The following is a 16,404-nucleotide window of genomic DNA, read 5'->3' as shown; positions in this document are numbered from 1 at the left end:
CATTATTCTTGCGGCACACGCGTACGCGGTCGGTTGGACGCGACCAAGGGGGAGTCATGAACTATCCGCAATATCCCGGTGGGTACAACCCGTATCCGGGATATTCGACCGGAATGCCCGCGCCGAGCGGGGCCACCGCGATCACCGCGGGCGTGCTCGCGAGTGTCGGCGCGGTCGGCCAATTGCTCGGCGGCGGAATCAGCCTGGCGTTCGGGCTGCTCGGCCGGCAGCTCGACGAATACGACACGACCGGGCTGTTTTCCGATGACTGGTTCCAGACCTGGGCGATCGCGTCGGGGGCCGTCTCGCTGGTGGTCGCGATCGTGCTCGGGGTCGGCGCGATCGGGATGTTCAGCCGGAAGTCGTTCGGGCGGTTGCTCGTTGTGGTGGGGTGCGTGGCGGTGATCGTCTCGGAGATCGTGGGCTTCGCGATCGCGCGATCGTTCGTCGGTTCGTCGGACAGCCTCAGCGGCACGCTCAGCGGCGGCACCAGCGGCCTGTTCGGTCTGGTCTTCCCGCTCGCCACCGCGGTGCTCGCCCTGCTGCCCATGACCAGCCGCTGGCTGGCGCACACGCCGGTCGCGACGGTGCCGCAGCAATACGGATTTTCCTACCCGGGACCGCAGGGTCAAGCCTGGCCCCAGCCACCCGTCGACCAGCCGCAAGGTGCCTGGGCACAACCCGGGCAGGGTGTGCCGCAGAGCGCCGCGCCCTCCGGCTCGCCCTGGCAGCAGTCACCGCCGCAGGCTGTGTGGGGTGCGCCCGCGCAGCCGGGTGCGTCGGGCGGGGAGTCGCCCGCAGCGCAGGGAGCATGGGGACAGCCCGCGCCGGGCCAACAGGCGGCCTGGGATCAGCCGGCCGTGCCGCAGGCTGCCTGGGGTGCGCCCGCGCAGCCGAATTCGTCGGCACCGGTCGACGGGCAGTCTGCGCCGGATGCGGCTCGGGGTGCGTCTGCGGAACCGGGTTCTTCGGTACCGAGCGCCGGGCAGCCCGCTTCACCAGCCGCTTGGGGTGCGCCCGCGCAGGTGGATGACGTGGCCCCGAAAGTGCGGTCAGCCGAGCCAGCGGCCGGCGGGGACGCGCCCGCGTCCATCGGGCGCAACGATGAAACAGTGTTGCGCCCACCGAATCCGGGGCCGCCGCGCCCCGCGGATGACAGCGTGTGGCGTCCACCGTCCGCGTGAGGCCGTGGCGTCGAATATCGACTGATCACCACCTTCCTGGTGGTACCCCCGCCACACTCGGACGGTTGTCCGGCAGGATGGAATAGGTGACCCTCCTGCACCTGCCCAAGCCGAAGATGGTGGCGACCGACGTCGACGGCACCCTCATCGACCACGACGAGCGAGTCACCGCGCGCACCAAGGCCGCGGTGGACGCGCTGATCGGCGACGGCGTGCCGTTCGTGCTGGCCACCGGCCGCCCGCCGCGCTGGATCGACCCGGTGGTCAACGGGCTCGGCTATGCGCCGCTGTGCGTATGCGGCAACGGGGCGGTCATCTACGACAGCGCCACCGACCGGGTGCTGGCCAGCATGACCTTGGACGTGGCCACCCTGTCCTGGATCGCGGACCGGGCCGAGGAGGCGCTGCCCGGCTGCGGGCTCGCCGCCGAACGGGTCGGCGAGAGCGCGCACGACGCGGTCACCCCGCAGTTCGTCAGCTCCCCGCTCTACGAGCACGCCTGGCTGAACCCCGACGACACCACCGTCGCCCGGCACGAGGTGATCGACGCCCCGGCGATCAAGATGCTGATCCGACTACCCGGCGCGCGCAGCTCCGACATGCGCACCGTGCTCGCCCCGCTGATCGGTGAGCGCGCCGACATCACCTACTCCACCGAGCACGGCCTGATCGAGCTGTCCGCGCCCGGCGTCACCAAGGCCTCCGGCTTAGCGATCGTCGCCCAGCGCCTCGGCGTCGAATCCGCCAACATCGTCGCGTTCGGCGACATGCCCAACGACGTCCCGATGCTCACCATGGCCGGCCACGGCGTCGCCATGGCCAACGCCCACCCCGAGGCCAAAGCCGCTGCCGACGAGGTCGCCGAGTCCAACTCCGACGACGGCGTCGCCCGCATCCTCGAACGCTGGTGGATCTGAGTCTGCTCACTTCGTGCGAATTCACCTGCCGCGCAACGAATTGCCAGCCGAACCGTGCGCGATTCGGGTGCGCGGCGCGCTGATGTGAACGACCGAGCTGATCCGAGCCAACTCCGCAGATTCGGTGCGCCGCAACACAATAGGTCATGAACGCGATCGGAGCTCGCGGCCGTTGGTGGATCACGGCGGCGAGCTCCGAGTGCGTTGGGGCGGTTCAGCCTGCTGGTTCGGGGGCGGGGGTTGGGAGGAAGTCGTCGGGGGTGGGGAACTGGAGGGCGTCGGGCTGTGGTGCCGGTGCCTCGACGGGGGGCGGGAACTCGGCGGGTGCGGGAGTTCCGGCGGGAGCCGGTTCCGGTGCGGGGGCAGCGGCGGCCGGTGCGGGGGCGGGGCGGGGTGCGTCCTGCTGGTGGGTGTCGTTGTAGGTCTTCCAGACGGTGGTGACTATGCCGGTCACCTGGTTGAGGATTAGGGAGCCGTATTGGAAGTCGGCGCGGCGGCCGTTGGGCACGTTGTAGGTGTCGGTGGTCGGGAGGCCGAGCACGCCCGCGTCACCGCCGAGTTGCAGGAAGCGGTCGAGGATCTTGCCGAGCACCTCGATGACCTTGCCGTCGGGCGCGGTGTAGACGTAGCCGTTGGCGAACTTGGCGTACTGCTGGCCCTGGGCGGCGGGCAGCGGCTCGGTTTGCGCGGCGCCGAGCGGTCCACGGGGACCGCCGCTGTCCGCCCAGTGCTTGGCGATCGGGTTCTCGTTCACCATGCCGAGCAGCTTCTTGGTGAGCGCGGCGAGGGCGGAGAGGTCGGGCTTGTTGCGCGGCGCGGCCTGCGGGGCCGGGTTGTTCGCGGCGCCGTCGGTGCCGGTCCCGTTGTTCGCGTAGCTGTCGGTGCCGTCGCCGGTTCCGTCGCCGGTGACGCCGCCGCCCGCGACACTCGCGGCGATTTCGCGAATTCGATCCATTTGCTCATAGGCGGCGTCGCCGGGGCAGGTGGTGTTGCCGACGTCGCGGTGGGCGAACACGATCGGCAGATTCACCGCCTGACCCATGGCGTAGGAGGTGTACTCCGTGCCCTCGGAGTACATGACCGTCTTGCCCTGCGGGTTGAGATGGGCGATCTTGGCGCGCCAGCCGATGAAGTTGCCGATCGCCTCGATCGACTGCTCGGTCGGCGGTTCCTCGGTGTAGTTGCCCATCAGCGCGACGCCCGCGGTGTTCTCGTTGAACCCGCCGGCGTGCGCGCCCTGCACCGCGCGATCGAGCCCGCCCGCGCGGCCCTCGAAGATCTGGCCGTACTTGTCGACCAGCGCGTTGTAGCCGATGTCGCACCAGCCCAGCGTTTTCGCGTGATAGGTGTAGATGGCGCGGACGATGCCCGCGGACTCTTCCTCGGTGTAGTCGTTGCGGCCCGCGGTGTGGTGCACGGTGATGCCGCCGAGGCCGTCCTTGCCCGGTCCGTCGTCGTAGGTGGGTTCTTCGCAGCGAATGCTCTCGTCGGCGCCCCACCCCTCGCGGGAGATCACCTTGGGTCCGCCGCTGGGTGCGGGCGCGGCGACCTTGTGCAGTGCGCCGTCGATGGCGCCGCGGCCCGGATCGATCAGGACGGCGGTGAGGTCGACGCCCGACATCTGGGCCGGGTCGTCCGAGCGCGGTGCGGGGTCGGGCGCGACGGCGTCCTGCGGTGCGGTCGCCGCGGTGTTCTTGCGGGTGACCAGCATCTGCACCGCGTTGGTGGTGCCGACGTAGAGCGGCTCGGTGCCGGTCTTGCCGCCGGCTGCGGCGCGATCGGTGCGGCGGGTGTCCACCGGTTCGGCGTTGAACCAGGGGCCCCAGCTGCCGTCGGGTTGACGGGCGCGCAGCAGCGCCTTGGTGTTCGTCAGGTCGGCGGCGGTGAGGGCGACGACGCTGAACGGGGTTTGCCGGGAAAGTTCCTTGACCTGCGCGCCGACCTGGTCGGTCAGCTCCGGCGGGACCGCGCCGGGGGCCAGCGCGGGCGTGTCGGGCGTGGTGCCGGGTTCGAGGTGGCTCGGGTCCGCGATGAAACGCGCTCCGCCGGGAGCGGATTGGGCGGGAGCCGGTGCGGTCTGCCCCGGGTCGGGGATCTGGCCTGGCGTGGTGACCTGCCCCGGGACGGGGTTCTGAGCCGGCGCCGCGGCCTGGCTCGGATTGGTGTTTTGGCCTGGTGCGCCGGCTTGGCCGGGGACGGGGTTCTGCGCGGGGGCGGCGACTTGGCCTGGTGCGGCGGCTTGGCCCGGGACGGGGTTCTGCGCCGGCGCGGCTGCTTGGCCTGGATTGGTGTTCTGGCCTGGTGCGATGGCCTGCCCGGGAATGGAGTTCTGGGTGGGGGCGGCGGCTTGGCCGGGGAAACTATTCGGCGCGGTTCGGCCGGGAATGTTGTTTTGATTCGGCGTTACCGCTTGGCCCGGAAAACTGTTCGGTGCCGGTGCGGCGGCTTGTCCGGGAAATGGGGCCTGACCTGGTGCGAGGCCCTGCCCGGGAGTGGCGTTCGAGCCAGGTGCGGTGTTCAGACCTGGTGCGCTCTGCTGGCCGGGGGTGGCCGGATGCGGGCCATTCAGCTTCGGTAGCGGAATTTCTTTCGGTAGTTGCACGCCCGGCGGCAACGGTAGTCCGTCCGGAATGGGAATCGACGCGGGTAGCGGCAGCATGCGCAGATCCGACAGGTGCAGATCCGGTAGGTCCAATCCGGTGAGTTCGCGCAGCGGCAGCACGATGTCGGGGGCGGAGTTCAGCACGACCTCGGCCAGTTGCGCCGGTACGGCGGCCAGTTCGGTGCCGGTGGTCGCGCGATAGTCGGGCGAGTCGCTCATTGTGAGCGCGGCGAGCGGGGCCGCTACCGCAAGTGTGGTGACAACCGGGAGGACGTAGGAACGTTTCGGTTTGCGGTAGGGCACGAGCGTCTCCATTCAGGTCGAACCAGTGATCGTGTGCAAAACCAGGGTTGCTTCCTGATGTATCAACGATCACAATAGTCACAACTGTCACATATCTAAACCTCTTGTTGAGGATTATGTGATTGCTCGAATGTAGCTCTCGGAATGCGGCCGGATGGAACGACATGCCGACAGGTATCCAATCCGCCCGGCCCCGGAATACCGTGGGAGTGAACGGATGCGACGCACCACAGCACCGGAACGAAAGAGCACGGGGGGAGCACGAATGCGGGTGAAATCCGCGCGCAGAGCAAAACGAACGGCACGCCGGGGGCAGCGCACGCGCGGGCCGGGACAACCTGCGCTATCCATGCGGTCGGTGCTGGTCACCGGCGGTGTGACGCTGACGGCCGGCGCCGTGCTGGTGCTGTGGGCGTGGCCGGGGGACACGCCGTACCGGACCGTCGCCGGACCCGGCCATGGGCGCGGCATGAGCCAGCTAGGCGCGTTCGCGAACGCGCAGGAGGGGTGGACCGCCGAAAAAATCCTCGGGCACTACTACCCCGGCGCGACGCTCGGCACCGTTGCGGCAAACACCGTCGGCATCCGGCTGACCGCCCAGGATGACTCGACCCTTGACACCTACGCGGGCGCCGGCCTGTGGGTCGCCGGGCAGTTCGTCGAGGCCGGCCAGGCCGCCCATCTGACCCCGCTGCCCACCGGCGGCGCGAACGTGGTGGTGACCGTCGGGTGCGACGGGGAGGTGCTGTGGCAGGCGGCGACCGACGATCCATTTGTCTATCCGGTCAACCGTGAACCGAATCGTCCCGCCGCGGAACACCTGACACTCTGCGGGGGCTCGGGGTATCGCGGCGCGCTCGGGGTGGCGACGGAGAACGGGGCGGCGCGCACCGTCAATCGGGTCGACGTGGAGGACTACCTGCTCGGCGTCATCCCGGCGGAGGTGCAGGCGAACTGGGCGGACAAGGGCGGGGCCGAGGCGTTGCGCGCGCAGGCGATCGCCGCCCGGTCGTATGTCCTTGCCGAGCATCGTTTTCCGTACGCGCAGAGTTGTGACACCACGGACTGCCAGGTGTATCCCGGTACCGCGAAGGAGGATCCGCGCGCGGCCGCCGCCGTGGTGTCCACCGCGGGGACCGTGCTGCTGCGGGACGGGCGAATCCTGCGGTCGGAGTACTCCTCCGCGCCCGGTGGCGGCGAACCGGCCGATATCTACACCTTCGAGGTCGGACCGGCACTGAGCGAGATCGCGCCGAATGTTCCCGCCGCTCCGGTGGATCCGCGGACGAAGGTCGCGGTCGGCGAATCGCCGATCGATGTCGAGTATCGCCGAATCGGCGGTGCGGCAAGCAAAGTCGGTCAGCCGCTCGGGCCGGAGATGGGGTTGCCGGAACACGCCGGGACGTATCGCATGTTCACCAACGGGGTCATCATCTACACGGCGACCCTCGGTGCACAGGTCGTCGACTTCACGACGTTGTTGCAGTTGGTGCCGGATCCGCCGGCACCGAAGAGTGCGCCGTCGAGTGCGAGTGTGCCCTCGGCTCCGGGTGCAGTTGTGCCCGAACAGGTTCCGCCGGCGGGCGGCATTGCGCCGCTGCCCGCGTCGGCGCCGGGGCCGGGGCCGGGGCCGGGGCAGGGGCCGGTGGACGTTCCGCCGGTGCCTGGAGCGGCGCCGTCTGATGCTGGCGCAATACCGGAACCCGCACCGTCGGCCGCGGCCGCACCGTCGGCCGGGCCTGCGTCACCGTCGGCTGCGCCTGCGCCTGCGCCTGCACCTGCACCTGCGCCTGCGCCCGCGCCCGCACCCGCACCGTCGGCGAGCGTGCCGTCCGATTCCGCCGGCGCGCCTGTCGCCGAGCGGGTTCCGTCCGCGGCGGGCACTTCGTCACTGGTCGAGTCGGTCCCGCCCGGCGCCGGTCCGGTGTCCGAGTCGATTCCGTCCGGTGCGCACGTGCCGTCGCCGGACAAGTCGGCTCCAGCCGGTGCCAGCGCTGCGTCGGTGTTCGAGCGGGTTCCGTCCGCTGCGGCCGTCAATTTCGATGCTGCGCCGTCCGGTGTCAGCGCACTGCCGGTGTCCGAGTGGATTCGATCCGATCCGGATGCCGAGTCCGCTCCGACGGGTGCGAGCGCGGTGTCTGTGTTCGACCCGAGTCCACACGATGGAGACGTTCCTGCCGATGGCGAGTCCGCGCAGTCCGATACTGGCGTGAGCCCGGTGCCGGAACCTGCGCAGTCCGATACCGGCGTGAGCCCGGTGCCGGAACCTGCGCAGTCCGATACCGGCGTGACCCCGGTGCCGGAACCTGCGCCGGCCGGTGTCAGCACAGTGCCTGTCCCCGAGTCGATTCCGTCCGGGGTGAGTGCCCCGCCCGTCTTCGAGTCCGCGCCGCCGGTCGGCTTCATACCGCCCGCGACGTCGGTGTCACCCGGGAGCACGGTCGCGCCGACGACCGCGGCCACGCCGACCCCGCGTCCGACGCCCGGGATTCCGATCCCGTCCGGCCGTGCGACGAACAGTCCGCTGTCACCGGGATCGCCGGCCCGCCGGTGATGTACGGCGGCTACTCGGCCCAGGCGGACATTTCTCGTTGCGCCGCAGCGGTATAGCCTCGCCGATCGCCGAAAATGTCCACCCAGGCCGGGCTTTCGGACTACCGATGTCAGTCCGGCGCGCCATCCCCGAGCGATTCCGCGAGCGTCCGCAGCAACCCGGCAAGCTGCTCCCGCGACTCCAGGTTCAGCGCCGCGAGCAGCCGCTGCTCGTTCTCCATGTGCTTGGGCAGCACATCGTCGATCATCCGACGACCCGCCGCGGTAAGCCGCACCCGGATCACCCGGCGGTCGGTCGCACACGGCACGCGCTCGACCCACTCCTTGGCGACCAGCCGATCGATCCGGTTGGTGATCGCGCCTGAGGTCACCATGGCCACCTTGATCAGCGCGCCGGCGGTGAGTCCCTCGTCACCGCCGGATCGGCGCAACGTGGCGAGCACGTCGAACTCCCAGAACTCCATGCCGAACTGACCGAAGAACTGCTTGAGCTCGTGCTCGAACAGGCGGGACAGTCGCTGGACGCGGCCGATCACGGCCATCGGCGAGACATCGACCTCCGGCCGTTCCCGGTTCCAGTGCTGAATGAACACATCCACCGCGTCCGCCATGACCGCTCCTCTCGACGCTAAGAATCTTAATGTTGATCTACTTGACGCTAAGGCACTTACCGGAGTAGATATTTCAACGTTGAGATTATCAATGAGGAGCGAACGACATGACCACAAGCACCACCCCGCGCACCGGAAACTCCTACGCGGGCACCCTGGCGCTGACCGCCCTCACCCCGATCGTCTGGGGCTCCACCTACGCCGTCACCACCGAGTTCCTGCCGCCGGACCGTCCGCTGTTCACCGCGCTGATGCGCGCGCTGCCCGCCGGTCTGGCGCTGCTCGCCCTCACCAGGGTGCTGCCGCGCGGCATCTGGATCGCCCGCGCCGCCGCGCTCGGCGTCCTCAATATCGGCGCGTTCTTCCCGCTGCTGTTCCTCGCCGCGTACCGGCTGCCCGGTGGGGTCGCCGGTGTGCTCGGCGCGGTCGCGCCGATGTTCGCCCTCGGCTTCGCGACCGTGATACTCGCCGAGAAGCCCAATGGACGCAGGGTGCTTGCCGGTCTGATCGGGGTCTTCGGCGTGGCGCTCGTCGTATTGAAGGCCAACGCGCAGCTGGACACCCTCGGCGTCATCGCCGGGTTGGCCGGTGCCGCGTTCATGGCCGCGGGCACCGTGCTCACCCAGCGCTGGGGACGGCCGGCGGGCGTCGGCCCGCTGGCGCTGACCGGCTGGCAGCTCACCGCAGGCGGACTGTTCATCCTGCCGCTCGCCCTGCTCGTCGAGGGTGCGCCGCCGGCGCTGGACGGCCGCGCGATCGGTGGCTACCTCTACCTCGCCGTCATCGGCACCGCCGTCGCGTACTGGCTCTGGGTCCGCGGAATCGCCAAGGTGCCCGCGACCTCGGTGGCCTTCCTCGGGCTGCTGAGCCCGGTGTCCGCTGCGGTGATCGGCTGGATCGCGCTGGGTCAGGCGCTCGGACCGCTGCAAATGGCGGGCCTGGTCATCGCGCTGGGCGGCACCCTGTACGGCCAGCTCGCCGGACGGCCGAAGCCCGCACCCGCGCCCGCCGAGCCGGTTCTGGTATCGGCCCGCTGAGCGACCGATCAAAGCGGCTTGACCTTGACGTAACGTCAACTTGCATGCTGGTTACACCGACGAGATGAGAAGGGAGAACAGGTCGTGAACACCGAATGGTCCATCCAGGATCTGGCCAAGGCGGCCGGTACCACCAGCCGCACGCTGCGCCACTACGGCCAGCTCGGGCTGCTGCCGCCGAGCCGGATCGGCGCCAACGGATATCGCTACTACGACCAGGACTCCCTGCTGCGGTTGCAACGCATCCTGCTCCTGCGAGAACTCGGCCTCGGCCTTCCGGTCATCGCCGAAGTGCTTGCCGGAGAACAGGACACCGGTACCGCACTGCGCACGCACCTGGAACTGCTCCGGCGGGAACAGGATCGGATCCGGCGCCAGATCTCCTCGGTGCACACCACGCTGCAGAAGACGGAAAGAGGTGAACAACTCATGGCTGCAGAGGTTTTCGACGGCTTCGATCACACCCAGTACAAGGATGAGGTGATCGAACGCTGGGGCAAGGACGCCTACGAGAGCGGTGACAAGTGGTGGCGCTCGATGAGCGCGGCCCAGCAGCAGGCGCATTTCCAGACCCATCTGGACATCGCCGCCGACTACGGCAGGGCGCACGCCGCCGGGCTGGCGCCCGGCAACGACGAGGTCCAGGCCATCGTCGCCCGGCACCGCGCCTGGATCGGCGACGGCTGGCAGGGCCGGGCCGTGGTGAAGGAGGCCTTCATCGGCCTCGGCGAGATGTACGTCGCGGATCCGCGGTTCGGCGCGAACTACGACGTGCACGGCGCGGGCACCGCGGAGTTCGTCCGGGACGCGATGAAGGTCTACGCCGAGACACAGCTCTAGATCACGCCCAACCGACGGCCGGTACGCATACTGAATGCGTGCCGGCCGTCGGCCGGAGAGAGGGCATCCGAGCAATGACATACGCCAGTGAGAGGCCGCGGGACGCCGGGCCGAGCGGAGTGGTCGCGACCACCGCGGGGGTGCTGGCGCTGGTCGCCGGGCTGTTCAACCTGTGGGGCGAACGAACCGTGCTGAGCGCCTTGCGCGACGGCCCGCACGTCGACAAATCCTTCGCCGTTTTCTCGATGCTCGCCGCGCTGCTCGCCGCGGTCGCCCTCATCTACGGCGCCGTCCAACTGCTGCGCCGCGACGAAACCGGTCGCTACATCCTCATCCTCACCTCGGGCCTGCTGACCGTCGCCTCGCTGGTCGCCCTCTGCTGCTCGCTCTTCGACTACCAGCCCGACTACGGCATCGATTGGCTGCCCGTGCAGCGGCGGTCACTGGAAATCGTCAACGCCAACTTCGACGGACTGATCGGCACGCTGACCGCCCTGCTGCATCGTGAGTGGATCGCCTCGCTGGTGTCCGCGGTCCTGCCGCTGGTCATTTTCCTGCTGGCCTCCTCCGGCCCGACCACCCGCTGGGTCACCTACGCGCCGGCGTCTCGGCGCACCGAAATCCAGGACAGCCAAGCAACTTTCGGCCCGATCGACGCCTGACCCGCCCGTGCGGCAGTGATCTGGCACCCGCATCGACTCGAACCGCCGCCGCCCGGACGGTATGGTTCGCCCGATACCTAGAGGGGGGTTCGATGACCAATCCATATGGCGGACCAGGCACTCCGGCTCCGGTGCCGGCGCATCGCGGAATGACCGGGGTGGTCGCGATCCTGTCGGCGTTGGTCGGTGGCGGCCTGGCTGCCTTCGGCTCGATCGCGGCTGTGCAGCATTACCGGGTAACCGACCGGATCGGCAAGCCGAAAGTCACCGACGACACATACGAGGCCTGGAAGATCGCGGCGGACTTCCATGCGGTACTGGAAGCTCTGCTGATCGTCTCGGTGCTGATGGCCGCCCTGCTGGTGGTCGGCTGTTTCCTCACGCTGATCGGTAAGCCGGTCGGCCGCCAACTGGAAATCATCGGTGGCGCCTGGGTTTTCCTGGGCGGTCTGATCAGCGTCACCTTCGGCGGCGATCGTGGTTTGGCGGTCGGAGCGTCCTTTCTCAGCTATCTGATCATCATCGGCGCAGCGCTGGGCTTGATCTCTCTCGTACTCACGCTGACTACGCCGCAGATCCACGCCACCGCGCCGCAGAACGTCCAATATCCGCCTGCCCCAATGCCTTACCAGCCTCCACGGCCCTGACCAGCCGCACAACGCGCCCACTGAGTCGAGTGAGGTGGAGTCGAGAACTATGACCGGCTGTCGTCGGGTTGGCCGCTGAGCGATTGCATCAGTTGGTCTTCCGTGATCGGAGGGACCGGTAGCGGGTGGGCCGCGCTGGCGCGCAAACCATCCAGGGTCAGAGCCAGGTGGCGACGCCAGGCTTCGGGGGCGATGCTCGCGGTGGCCTCGAGGATCCTGGTGTGCGACCAGGTGATGAAGGCGATGTCCTCGAGCACCCAGTCCGAGCGCAGCGCGCCGGACTGCTGGGCGCGGGTGATGATCCGGCGCATGATGCCGTGGCCGTGTTCCTGCGCGTTCGCGATGGCGGTGCTCGGGGCGGCGCGGACGGCCAGTTCGCTGAGTAGCCGATCGGAAGCTTGGAGTTCGCAGACCTTTTCGACGAGGTAGACGAACGAGTCCCACGGGTCATCGATCGCGAGCGCTGCCTCGGCGATGCGCCCGCCCGCCTCGATGCGGTCCTCGACGGCGGCGGCGATGAGGTCGTCGCGGGTGGGGAAGCGGTTGTAGAGGGTGCCGATGGCCACGCCCGCGCGCGCGGCGATCTCCTTCAGCGGCGCGTCGAGTCCGCGTTCCTCGAACACCTCGCGGGCGGCGGTCACCAGCGCGTCGCGATTGCGGCGGGCATCGCTGCGTAACGGCTTGTCCACGGGCATTCGCCGATCCTACAAATCCGGCCCGCGAATTATGTTGAGCATGGGTTCAATTTAGTGCTACCGTCGGATAACTTGAACCACTGCTCAACTTAGTGAGGTAGGCATGTCGAAGACCATCGCGATATTCGGGTTCGGCCCCGGACTCGGTGTGGGCACCGCGCGGCGCTTCGGGCGCGAGGGGTTCCGGGTGGCGGTGATCGGGCGAAACCCGGACAAGGCGCGGCGGCATGCGGGCGAACTCGCCGCCGAAGGCATCGAGGCCGCGGCCTTTCCCGCCGACGTCACCGATGAGGCCCAGGTCAACGCGGTGATCGAGCAGATCGGCGCGACCTTCGGCCGGATAGACGTGGCGATGCACGGCGCGGCCGGCGACCCGGTGGACCGCATCCCGTCCACGCTGGAGGTGGATGTACCCACATTGCGCACGCCGCTCGCGCTCAAGCTCTACTCGCCGATCCTGATGACCCGCGCGCTGGCCCCCGCGATGATCGAACGCGGCGAGGGCACTCTGCTGTTCTCCTCGGGCGCGTCCGACCGGCACCCGATGCCGTTCCTGTCCAACTTCGGCGTCGCCCTCGCCGCTCAGCGCGGCTACATCCACCAGCTCGCGATCGAACTACAGGGCACCGGTGTCTACGCCGGCCTGCTGAACATCGGCGTGCTCATCGGTAACAGCAAGGCCGAACAGCTGGTCGACGAGCACCCGGAGCTGTTCCCCGCCGGCCTGGAGATCACCCGCATGGGCAATGCCGAACTCGGCGAACACTATTGGCGGATGTACACCGCCCGCGATCAGGTCGAGGTCGAGGTCGGTTTCCCGGACTGATCTGGCAACCACCCGCACGCCGAACCCTGGCGTGCGGGAATTCGGTGCGATGTTCGACCGCGCCGCCGGGGACGCATTCGCCCGCCGTGCCCGAAATCGCCGGCTTATCGAGAACCGTCCATTCAATGTCGTTCGTATTTCCGTCAAGCCCGCTATTCGGCAAACTTCCGGCGAAATCCGGACGGCCAAGGCGCGAAAACGTGCGCGAACCCGGTCCCGCGATGTGCCCCGCGCGACTCCACCCAGACCCCGCGCGGACTTCCGATACTCTGGGCTCCCGTGACCGTCGCATCGTCCCCGGGTAACTCCGCCAACTCCTCCTCTCCGTTCGATCTGATCGTCGTCGGCTCCGGTTTCTTCGGGCTGACCGTCGCCGAACGCGCCGCCACCGAGCTCGGCAAACGCGTGCTGGTGATCGATCGTCGATACCACCTCGGCGGCAACGCCTACTCGGAGCCGGATCCGGATACCGGGATCGAGATCCACAAGTACGGCGCGCACCTGTTCCACACCTCGAACAAGCGGGTCTGGGATTACGTCACCAAGTTCACCGAGTTCACCGGGTACCAGCACCGGGTCTTCGCCAAGCACAAGGGGCAGGCCTACCAGTTCCCGATGGGCCTCGGCCTGATCTCCCAGTTCTTCGGCCGCTACTTCACCCCGGACGAGGCGCGCGCGCTCATCGCCGAGCAGGCCGCGGAGATCGACACCAAGGACGCGCAGAACCTCGAGGAAAAGGCGATCTCGCTGATCGGCCGTCCGCTGTACGAGGCGTTCATCCGCGACTACACCGCCAAGCAGTGGCAGACCGACCCGAAGGAACTGCCCGCGGGCAACATCACCCGCCTGCCGGTGCGCTACACCTTCGACAACCGCTATTTCAACGACACCTACGAGGGCCTGCCCAAAGAGGGCTACACGAAGTGGCTGGAGAACATGGCCGCCTCGGAGCTCATCGAGGTCCGGGTGAACACCGACTGGTTCGAGGTGCGCGACGAACTGCGCGCCGCGAACCCGGACGCCCCGGTCGTCTACACCGGCCCGCTGGATCGCTACTTCGACTACCGAGAAGGCGAACTCGGCTGGCGCACCATCGATTTCGAGACCGAGGTGCTCGACACCGGTGACTACCAGGGCACCTCGGTGATGAACTACAACGACGCGGATGTGCCGTTCACCCGCATCATCGAGCCGCGCCACTTCCACCCGGAGCGCGACTACCCGAAGGACAAGACGGTCATCATGCGCGAGTTCTCTCGCTTCGCGCAGACCGGCGACGAGCCGTACTACCCGATCAACACGCCGGAGGACCGCGCCAAGCTGGCCGCGTACCGCGCGCTCGCGAAAAAGGAAACCGCAACGGACAAGGTCCTTTTCGGTGGCCGCCTCGGCACCTACCAGTACCTGGATATGCACATGGCCATCGGCAGTGCGCTCAGCATGTTCGACAATGTGCTGCGCCCGCACTTGGAGTCCGGTGCGCCGCTCGCTGACGAAAGTGCAGAATGACCTCCCAATCCCTGTTGGAAGACATGACCACCGAGACCCGCGCGACCTCGCTGCTGCAACGGATCATCCTGCCCCGGCCGGGTGAGCCGCTTGACGTGCGCACCCTCTACGTCGAGGAATCCAAGACCAACGCCAAGCGCGCGCACGCCGCCACCCGCACCTCGCTGTCCATCGGCGCGGAGTCGGAGGTGTCGTTCTGCACGTACTTCAACGCGCTGCCGGCCAGCTACTGGCGGCGCTGGAGCATCCTGCCGTCGGTGGTGCTGCGCCTGGAGCTGGCCGGTCACGGCCGGGTGGACGTGTACCGCTCGAAGGCGGACGGTTCGCGAATCCACGTGCAGGGCAAGGAATTCGCGGTCGCGACCGCGGTACGAGCGTCGGGCACGGAGGAGGTAGCGGAGCGTAACCACGGAGGGCCCTGGGAGTACCGCGAATTCGGCAGAGCTACCGAGTCGGTGTTTGTCGAGTTCGAGACCGACCTCGGCCCGTTCGAGGACGGCGGCTGGATCTGGTTCGACATCACCACCGACACGGCGGTCACGCTGCTGTCCGGCGGCTGGTACGCGCCGATCGAGGCGCCCGACGCGGGCACCATCGCGGTCGGCATGCCGACCTTCAACCGGCCGGCCGACCTGGTGAAGACCCTGGCCGCGCTCGGCTCGGATCCGCTGGTGCTCGACAAGATCGCCGCGGTCATCGTGGCCGATCAGGGCAATCGCAAGGTGGTCGACGAGCCCGGTTTCGCCGAGGCCGCCGCGCCGCTCGGCGATCGCCTGGCCATCCACGACCAGCCCAACCTCGGCGGCTCCGGCGGCTACAGCCGGGTGATGTACGAGGCGCTGAAGACCACCGACGCCCAGTACATCGTCTACATGGACGACGACATCGAGATCGAGCCGGACTCGATCCTGCGTGCGCTGGCCTTCGCCCGATTCGCCAAGTCGCCGGTGCTGGTCGGCGGGCAGATGCTGAACCTGCAGGAGCGCTCGCACCTGCACAGCATGGGCGAGGTCGTCGACCGCGGCATCTTCATGTGGACCTCCGCGCCGAACGTCGAGTACGACCACGACTTCTCCAAGTACCCGCTCAAGGACCGGGACAACTCCAAGCTGCTGCACCGGCGCATCGACGTCGACTTCAACGGCTGGTGGACCTGCGTGATCCCGCGCCGGGTGGCCGAGGAGATCGGTCAGCCGCTGCCGCTGTTCCTGAAGTGGGACGACGTCGAATACGGCCTGCGCGCCCGGGATCACGGCTACTCCACGGTCACCCTGCCGGGCGCCGCGGTGTGGCACATGGCGTGGAGCGACAAGGACGACGCCATCGACTGGCAGGCGTACTTCCACCTGCGTAACCGGCTGGTCGTCGCCTCGCTGCACATGCCGGGCAACGGGCGCGGCATGGTGGTCAACACGGTCAAGGCGACCCTGAAACACCTGCTCTGCCTGGAGTATTCGACGGTCGCCATCCAGAACCTGGCCATCCGCGACTTCCTGGCCGGCCCGGAACGCCTGTTCCAGCTGCTGCCCAGCGCCCTCGGGGCCGTGCACGCGTTGCGCAAGCAGTACCCGGACGCGGTCATCCTGCCCTCGTCCACCGAACTGCCGCTGGCCAGCCACATCGAGGTCGGCGCGGTCGGCGAGCCGGCCAACCCGATCGCGAAGGTGGTCCGGCTGGCCAAGGGCGTCGTGCACAACTTCCGCCCGGCCCACACCCAGCACCACGAGGTCCCGCAGCTCAACGTGCCCACGCTGGACGCGCGCTGGTTCCTGCTCTCGCAGGTCGACGGGGTCACCGTCACCACCGCCGACGGCCGGGGCGTGGTCTACCGCAAGCGCGACCCGCGCCAGGCCCTCGGGCTGTTCAAGGAGGCGCTGCGCCTGCGCAAGGAACTGGCCGCGCGCTTCCCCGAGATGCAGCAGCGCTACCGCGCCGCCCACCCGCAGCTGACCAGCACCGCGGCCTGGGAAAACGCCTTCGGCATCGGCGCCGAGACGAAGGGTGAGAAGCAGTGAGTC

General features: G+C 68.6%; 13 protein-coding genes. 10 read left to right on the top strand and 3 right to left on the bottom strand.

Annotated features, from left to right (window positions below; all coding sequences use genetic code 11):
• The first annotated feature begins 56 nt into the window (after positions 1-56).
• Together ACFYO1_RS41315 and ACFYO1_RS41310 are read left to right on the top strand one after the other, a co-directional pair.
• Positions 57-1,184, top strand: coding sequence for a hypothetical protein (locus tag ACFYO1_RS41315; RefSeq protein ID WP_387244314.1), 1,128 nt, complete (start codon positions 57-59; stop codon positions 1,182-1,184).
• 116 nt (positions 1,185-1,300) lie between these two features.
• On the top strand, positions 1,301-2,101 hold the full coding sequence (locus ACFYO1_RS41310; RefSeq protein WP_387244631.1) for an HAD family hydrolase: 801 nt from the start codon (positions 1,301-1,303) through the stop codon (positions 2,099-2,101).
• 214 nt (positions 2,102-2,315) lie between these two features.
• Here the strand turns inward: ACFYO1_RS41310 and ACFYO1_RS41305 are convergent, their stop codons facing one another.
• Positions 2,316-5,006 carry an N-acetylmuramoyl-L-alanine amidase gene (locus ACFYO1_RS41305; protein WP_387244311.1) on the bottom strand — a complete coding sequence of 897 codons (2,691 nt, stop codon included), beginning with the start codon at positions 5,004-5,006 and terminating at the stop codon, positions 2,316-2,318.
• 349 nt (positions 5,007-5,355) lie between these two features.
• Here ACFYO1_RS41305 and ACFYO1_RS41300 point away from each other — a divergent pair, with 349 nt between their 5' ends.
• A complete protein-coding gene (locus ACFYO1_RS41300) occupies positions 5,356-7,560 on the top strand; it encodes a SpoIID/LytB domain-containing protein (RefSeq protein WP_387244308.1) in 2,205 nt (734 codons plus the stop codon).
• 109 nt (positions 7,561-7,669) lie between these two features.
• On the opposite strand, the gene ACFYO1_RS41295 is transcribed toward ACFYO1_RS41300, so the two are convergent.
• A complete protein-coding gene (locus ACFYO1_RS41295) occupies positions 7,670-8,170 on the bottom strand; it encodes a MarR family winged helix-turn-helix transcriptional regulator (RefSeq protein ID WP_387244305.1) in 501 nt (166 codons plus the stop codon).
• 107 nt (positions 8,171-8,277) lie between these two features.
• Between ACFYO1_RS41295 and ACFYO1_RS41290 the strand changes: the two genes are divergently transcribed.
• From ACFYO1_RS41290 to ACFYO1_RS41275, 4 genes are all read left to right on the top strand, one after another.
• Positions 8,278-9,207: a DMT family transporter gene (locus tag ACFYO1_RS41290; RefSeq protein WP_387244302.1), complete on the top strand. Its 930-nt coding sequence runs from the start codon at positions 8,278-8,280 to the stop codon at positions 9,205-9,207.
• Between the two features lie 84 nt (positions 9,208-9,291).
• A complete protein-coding gene (locus ACFYO1_RS41285) occupies positions 9,292-10,047 on the top strand; it encodes a TipAS antibiotic-recognition domain-containing protein (protein WP_387244299.1) in 756 nt (251 codons plus the stop codon).
• A gap of 74 nt (positions 10,048-10,121) precedes the next feature.
• Positions 10,122-10,709, top strand: a complete 588-nt coding sequence (locus ACFYO1_RS41280) for a hypothetical protein (protein ID WP_387244296.1) — start codon at positions 10,122-10,124, stop codon at positions 10,707-10,709.
• Between the two features lie 149 nt (positions 10,710-10,858).
• A complete protein-coding gene (locus ACFYO1_RS41275; protein ID WP_387244293.1) occupies positions 10,859-11,356 on the top strand; it encodes a hypothetical protein in 498 nt (165 codons plus the stop codon).
• Between the two features lie 47 nt (positions 11,357-11,403).
• Here the strand turns inward: ACFYO1_RS41275 and ACFYO1_RS41270 are convergent, their stop codons facing one another.
• Positions 11,404-12,051, bottom strand: coding sequence for a TetR/AcrR family transcriptional regulator (locus ACFYO1_RS41270; protein WP_387244290.1), 648 nt, complete (start codon positions 12,049-12,051; stop codon positions 11,404-11,406).
• Positions 12,052-12,154: 103 nt separating this feature from the next.
• Here ACFYO1_RS41270 and ACFYO1_RS41265 point away from each other — a divergent pair, with 103 nt between their 5' ends.
• From ACFYO1_RS41265 to ACFYO1_RS41255, 3 genes are all read left to right on the top strand, one after another.
• Entirely contained in the window at positions 12,155-12,877 is a 723-nt protein-coding gene (locus ACFYO1_RS41265) for an SDR family NAD(P)-dependent oxidoreductase (protein ID WP_387244288.1), read from the top strand.
• 279 nt (positions 12,878-13,156) lie between these two features.
• Positions 13,157-14,386, top strand: coding sequence for a UDP-galactopyranose mutase (gene glf / locus ACFYO1_RS41260; RefSeq protein WP_387244285.1), 1,230 nt, complete (start codon positions 13,157-13,159; stop codon positions 14,384-14,386).
• Complete coding sequence (locus tag ACFYO1_RS41255) at positions 14,383-16,401, top strand: glycosyltransferase (RefSeq protein WP_387244282.1); 2,019 nt, start codon at positions 14,383-14,385, stop codon at positions 16,399-16,401. Before glf ends, ACFYO1_RS41255 begins: the two co-directional genes overlap by 4 nt.
• Positions 16,402-16,404: the final 3 nt, after the last annotated feature.

Origin of the sequence: Nocardia sp. NPDC006044, from assembly GCF_042871115.1 — a bacterium.
Taxonomy (GTDB): domain Bacteria; phylum Actinomycetota; class Actinomycetes; order Mycobacteriales; family Mycobacteriaceae; genus Nocardia.
The sequence above is the reverse complement of the archived record's forward strand: the minus strand, read 5'-3'. Positions and strand labels throughout refer to the sequence as shown.

Coding starts and splice junctions, on each gene's coding strand:
- ACFYO1_RS41315 (WP_387244314.1), top strand. CDS start 57: ATGAACTATCCGCAATATCCCGGTGGGTACAACCCGTATCCGGGATAT.
- ACFYO1_RS41310 (WP_387244631.1), top strand. CDS start 1,301: ATGGTGGCGACCGACGTCGACGGCACCCTCATCGACCACGACGAGCGA.
- ACFYO1_RS41300 (WP_387244308.1), top strand. CDS start 5,356: ATGCGGTCGGTGCTGGTCACCGGCGGTGTGACGCTGACGGCCGGCGCC.
- ACFYO1_RS41295 (WP_387244305.1), bottom strand. CDS start 8,170: ATGGCGGACGCGGTGGATGTGTTCATTCAGCACTGGAACCGGGAACGG.
- ACFYO1_RS41290 (WP_387244302.1), top strand. CDS start 8,278: ATGACCACAAGCACCACCCCGCGCACCGGAAACTCCTACGCGGGCACC.
- ACFYO1_RS41280 (WP_387244296.1), top strand. CDS start 10,122: ATGACATACGCCAGTGAGAGGCCGCGGGACGCCGGGCCGAGCGGAGTG.
- ACFYO1_RS41275 (WP_387244293.1), top strand. CDS start 10,859: ATGACCGGGGTGGTCGCGATCCTGTCGGCGTTGGTCGGTGGCGGCCTG.
- ACFYO1_RS41270 (WP_387244290.1), bottom strand. CDS start 12,051: ATGCCCGTGGACAAGCCGTTACGCAGCGATGCCCGCCGCAATCGCGAC.
- ACFYO1_RS41265 (WP_387244288.1), top strand. CDS start 12,155: ATGTCGAAGACCATCGCGATATTCGGGTTCGGCCCCGGACTCGGTGTG.
- ACFYO1_RS41255 (WP_387244282.1), top strand. CDS start 14,383: ATGACCTCCCAATCCCTGTTGGAAGACATGACCACCGAGACCCGCGCG.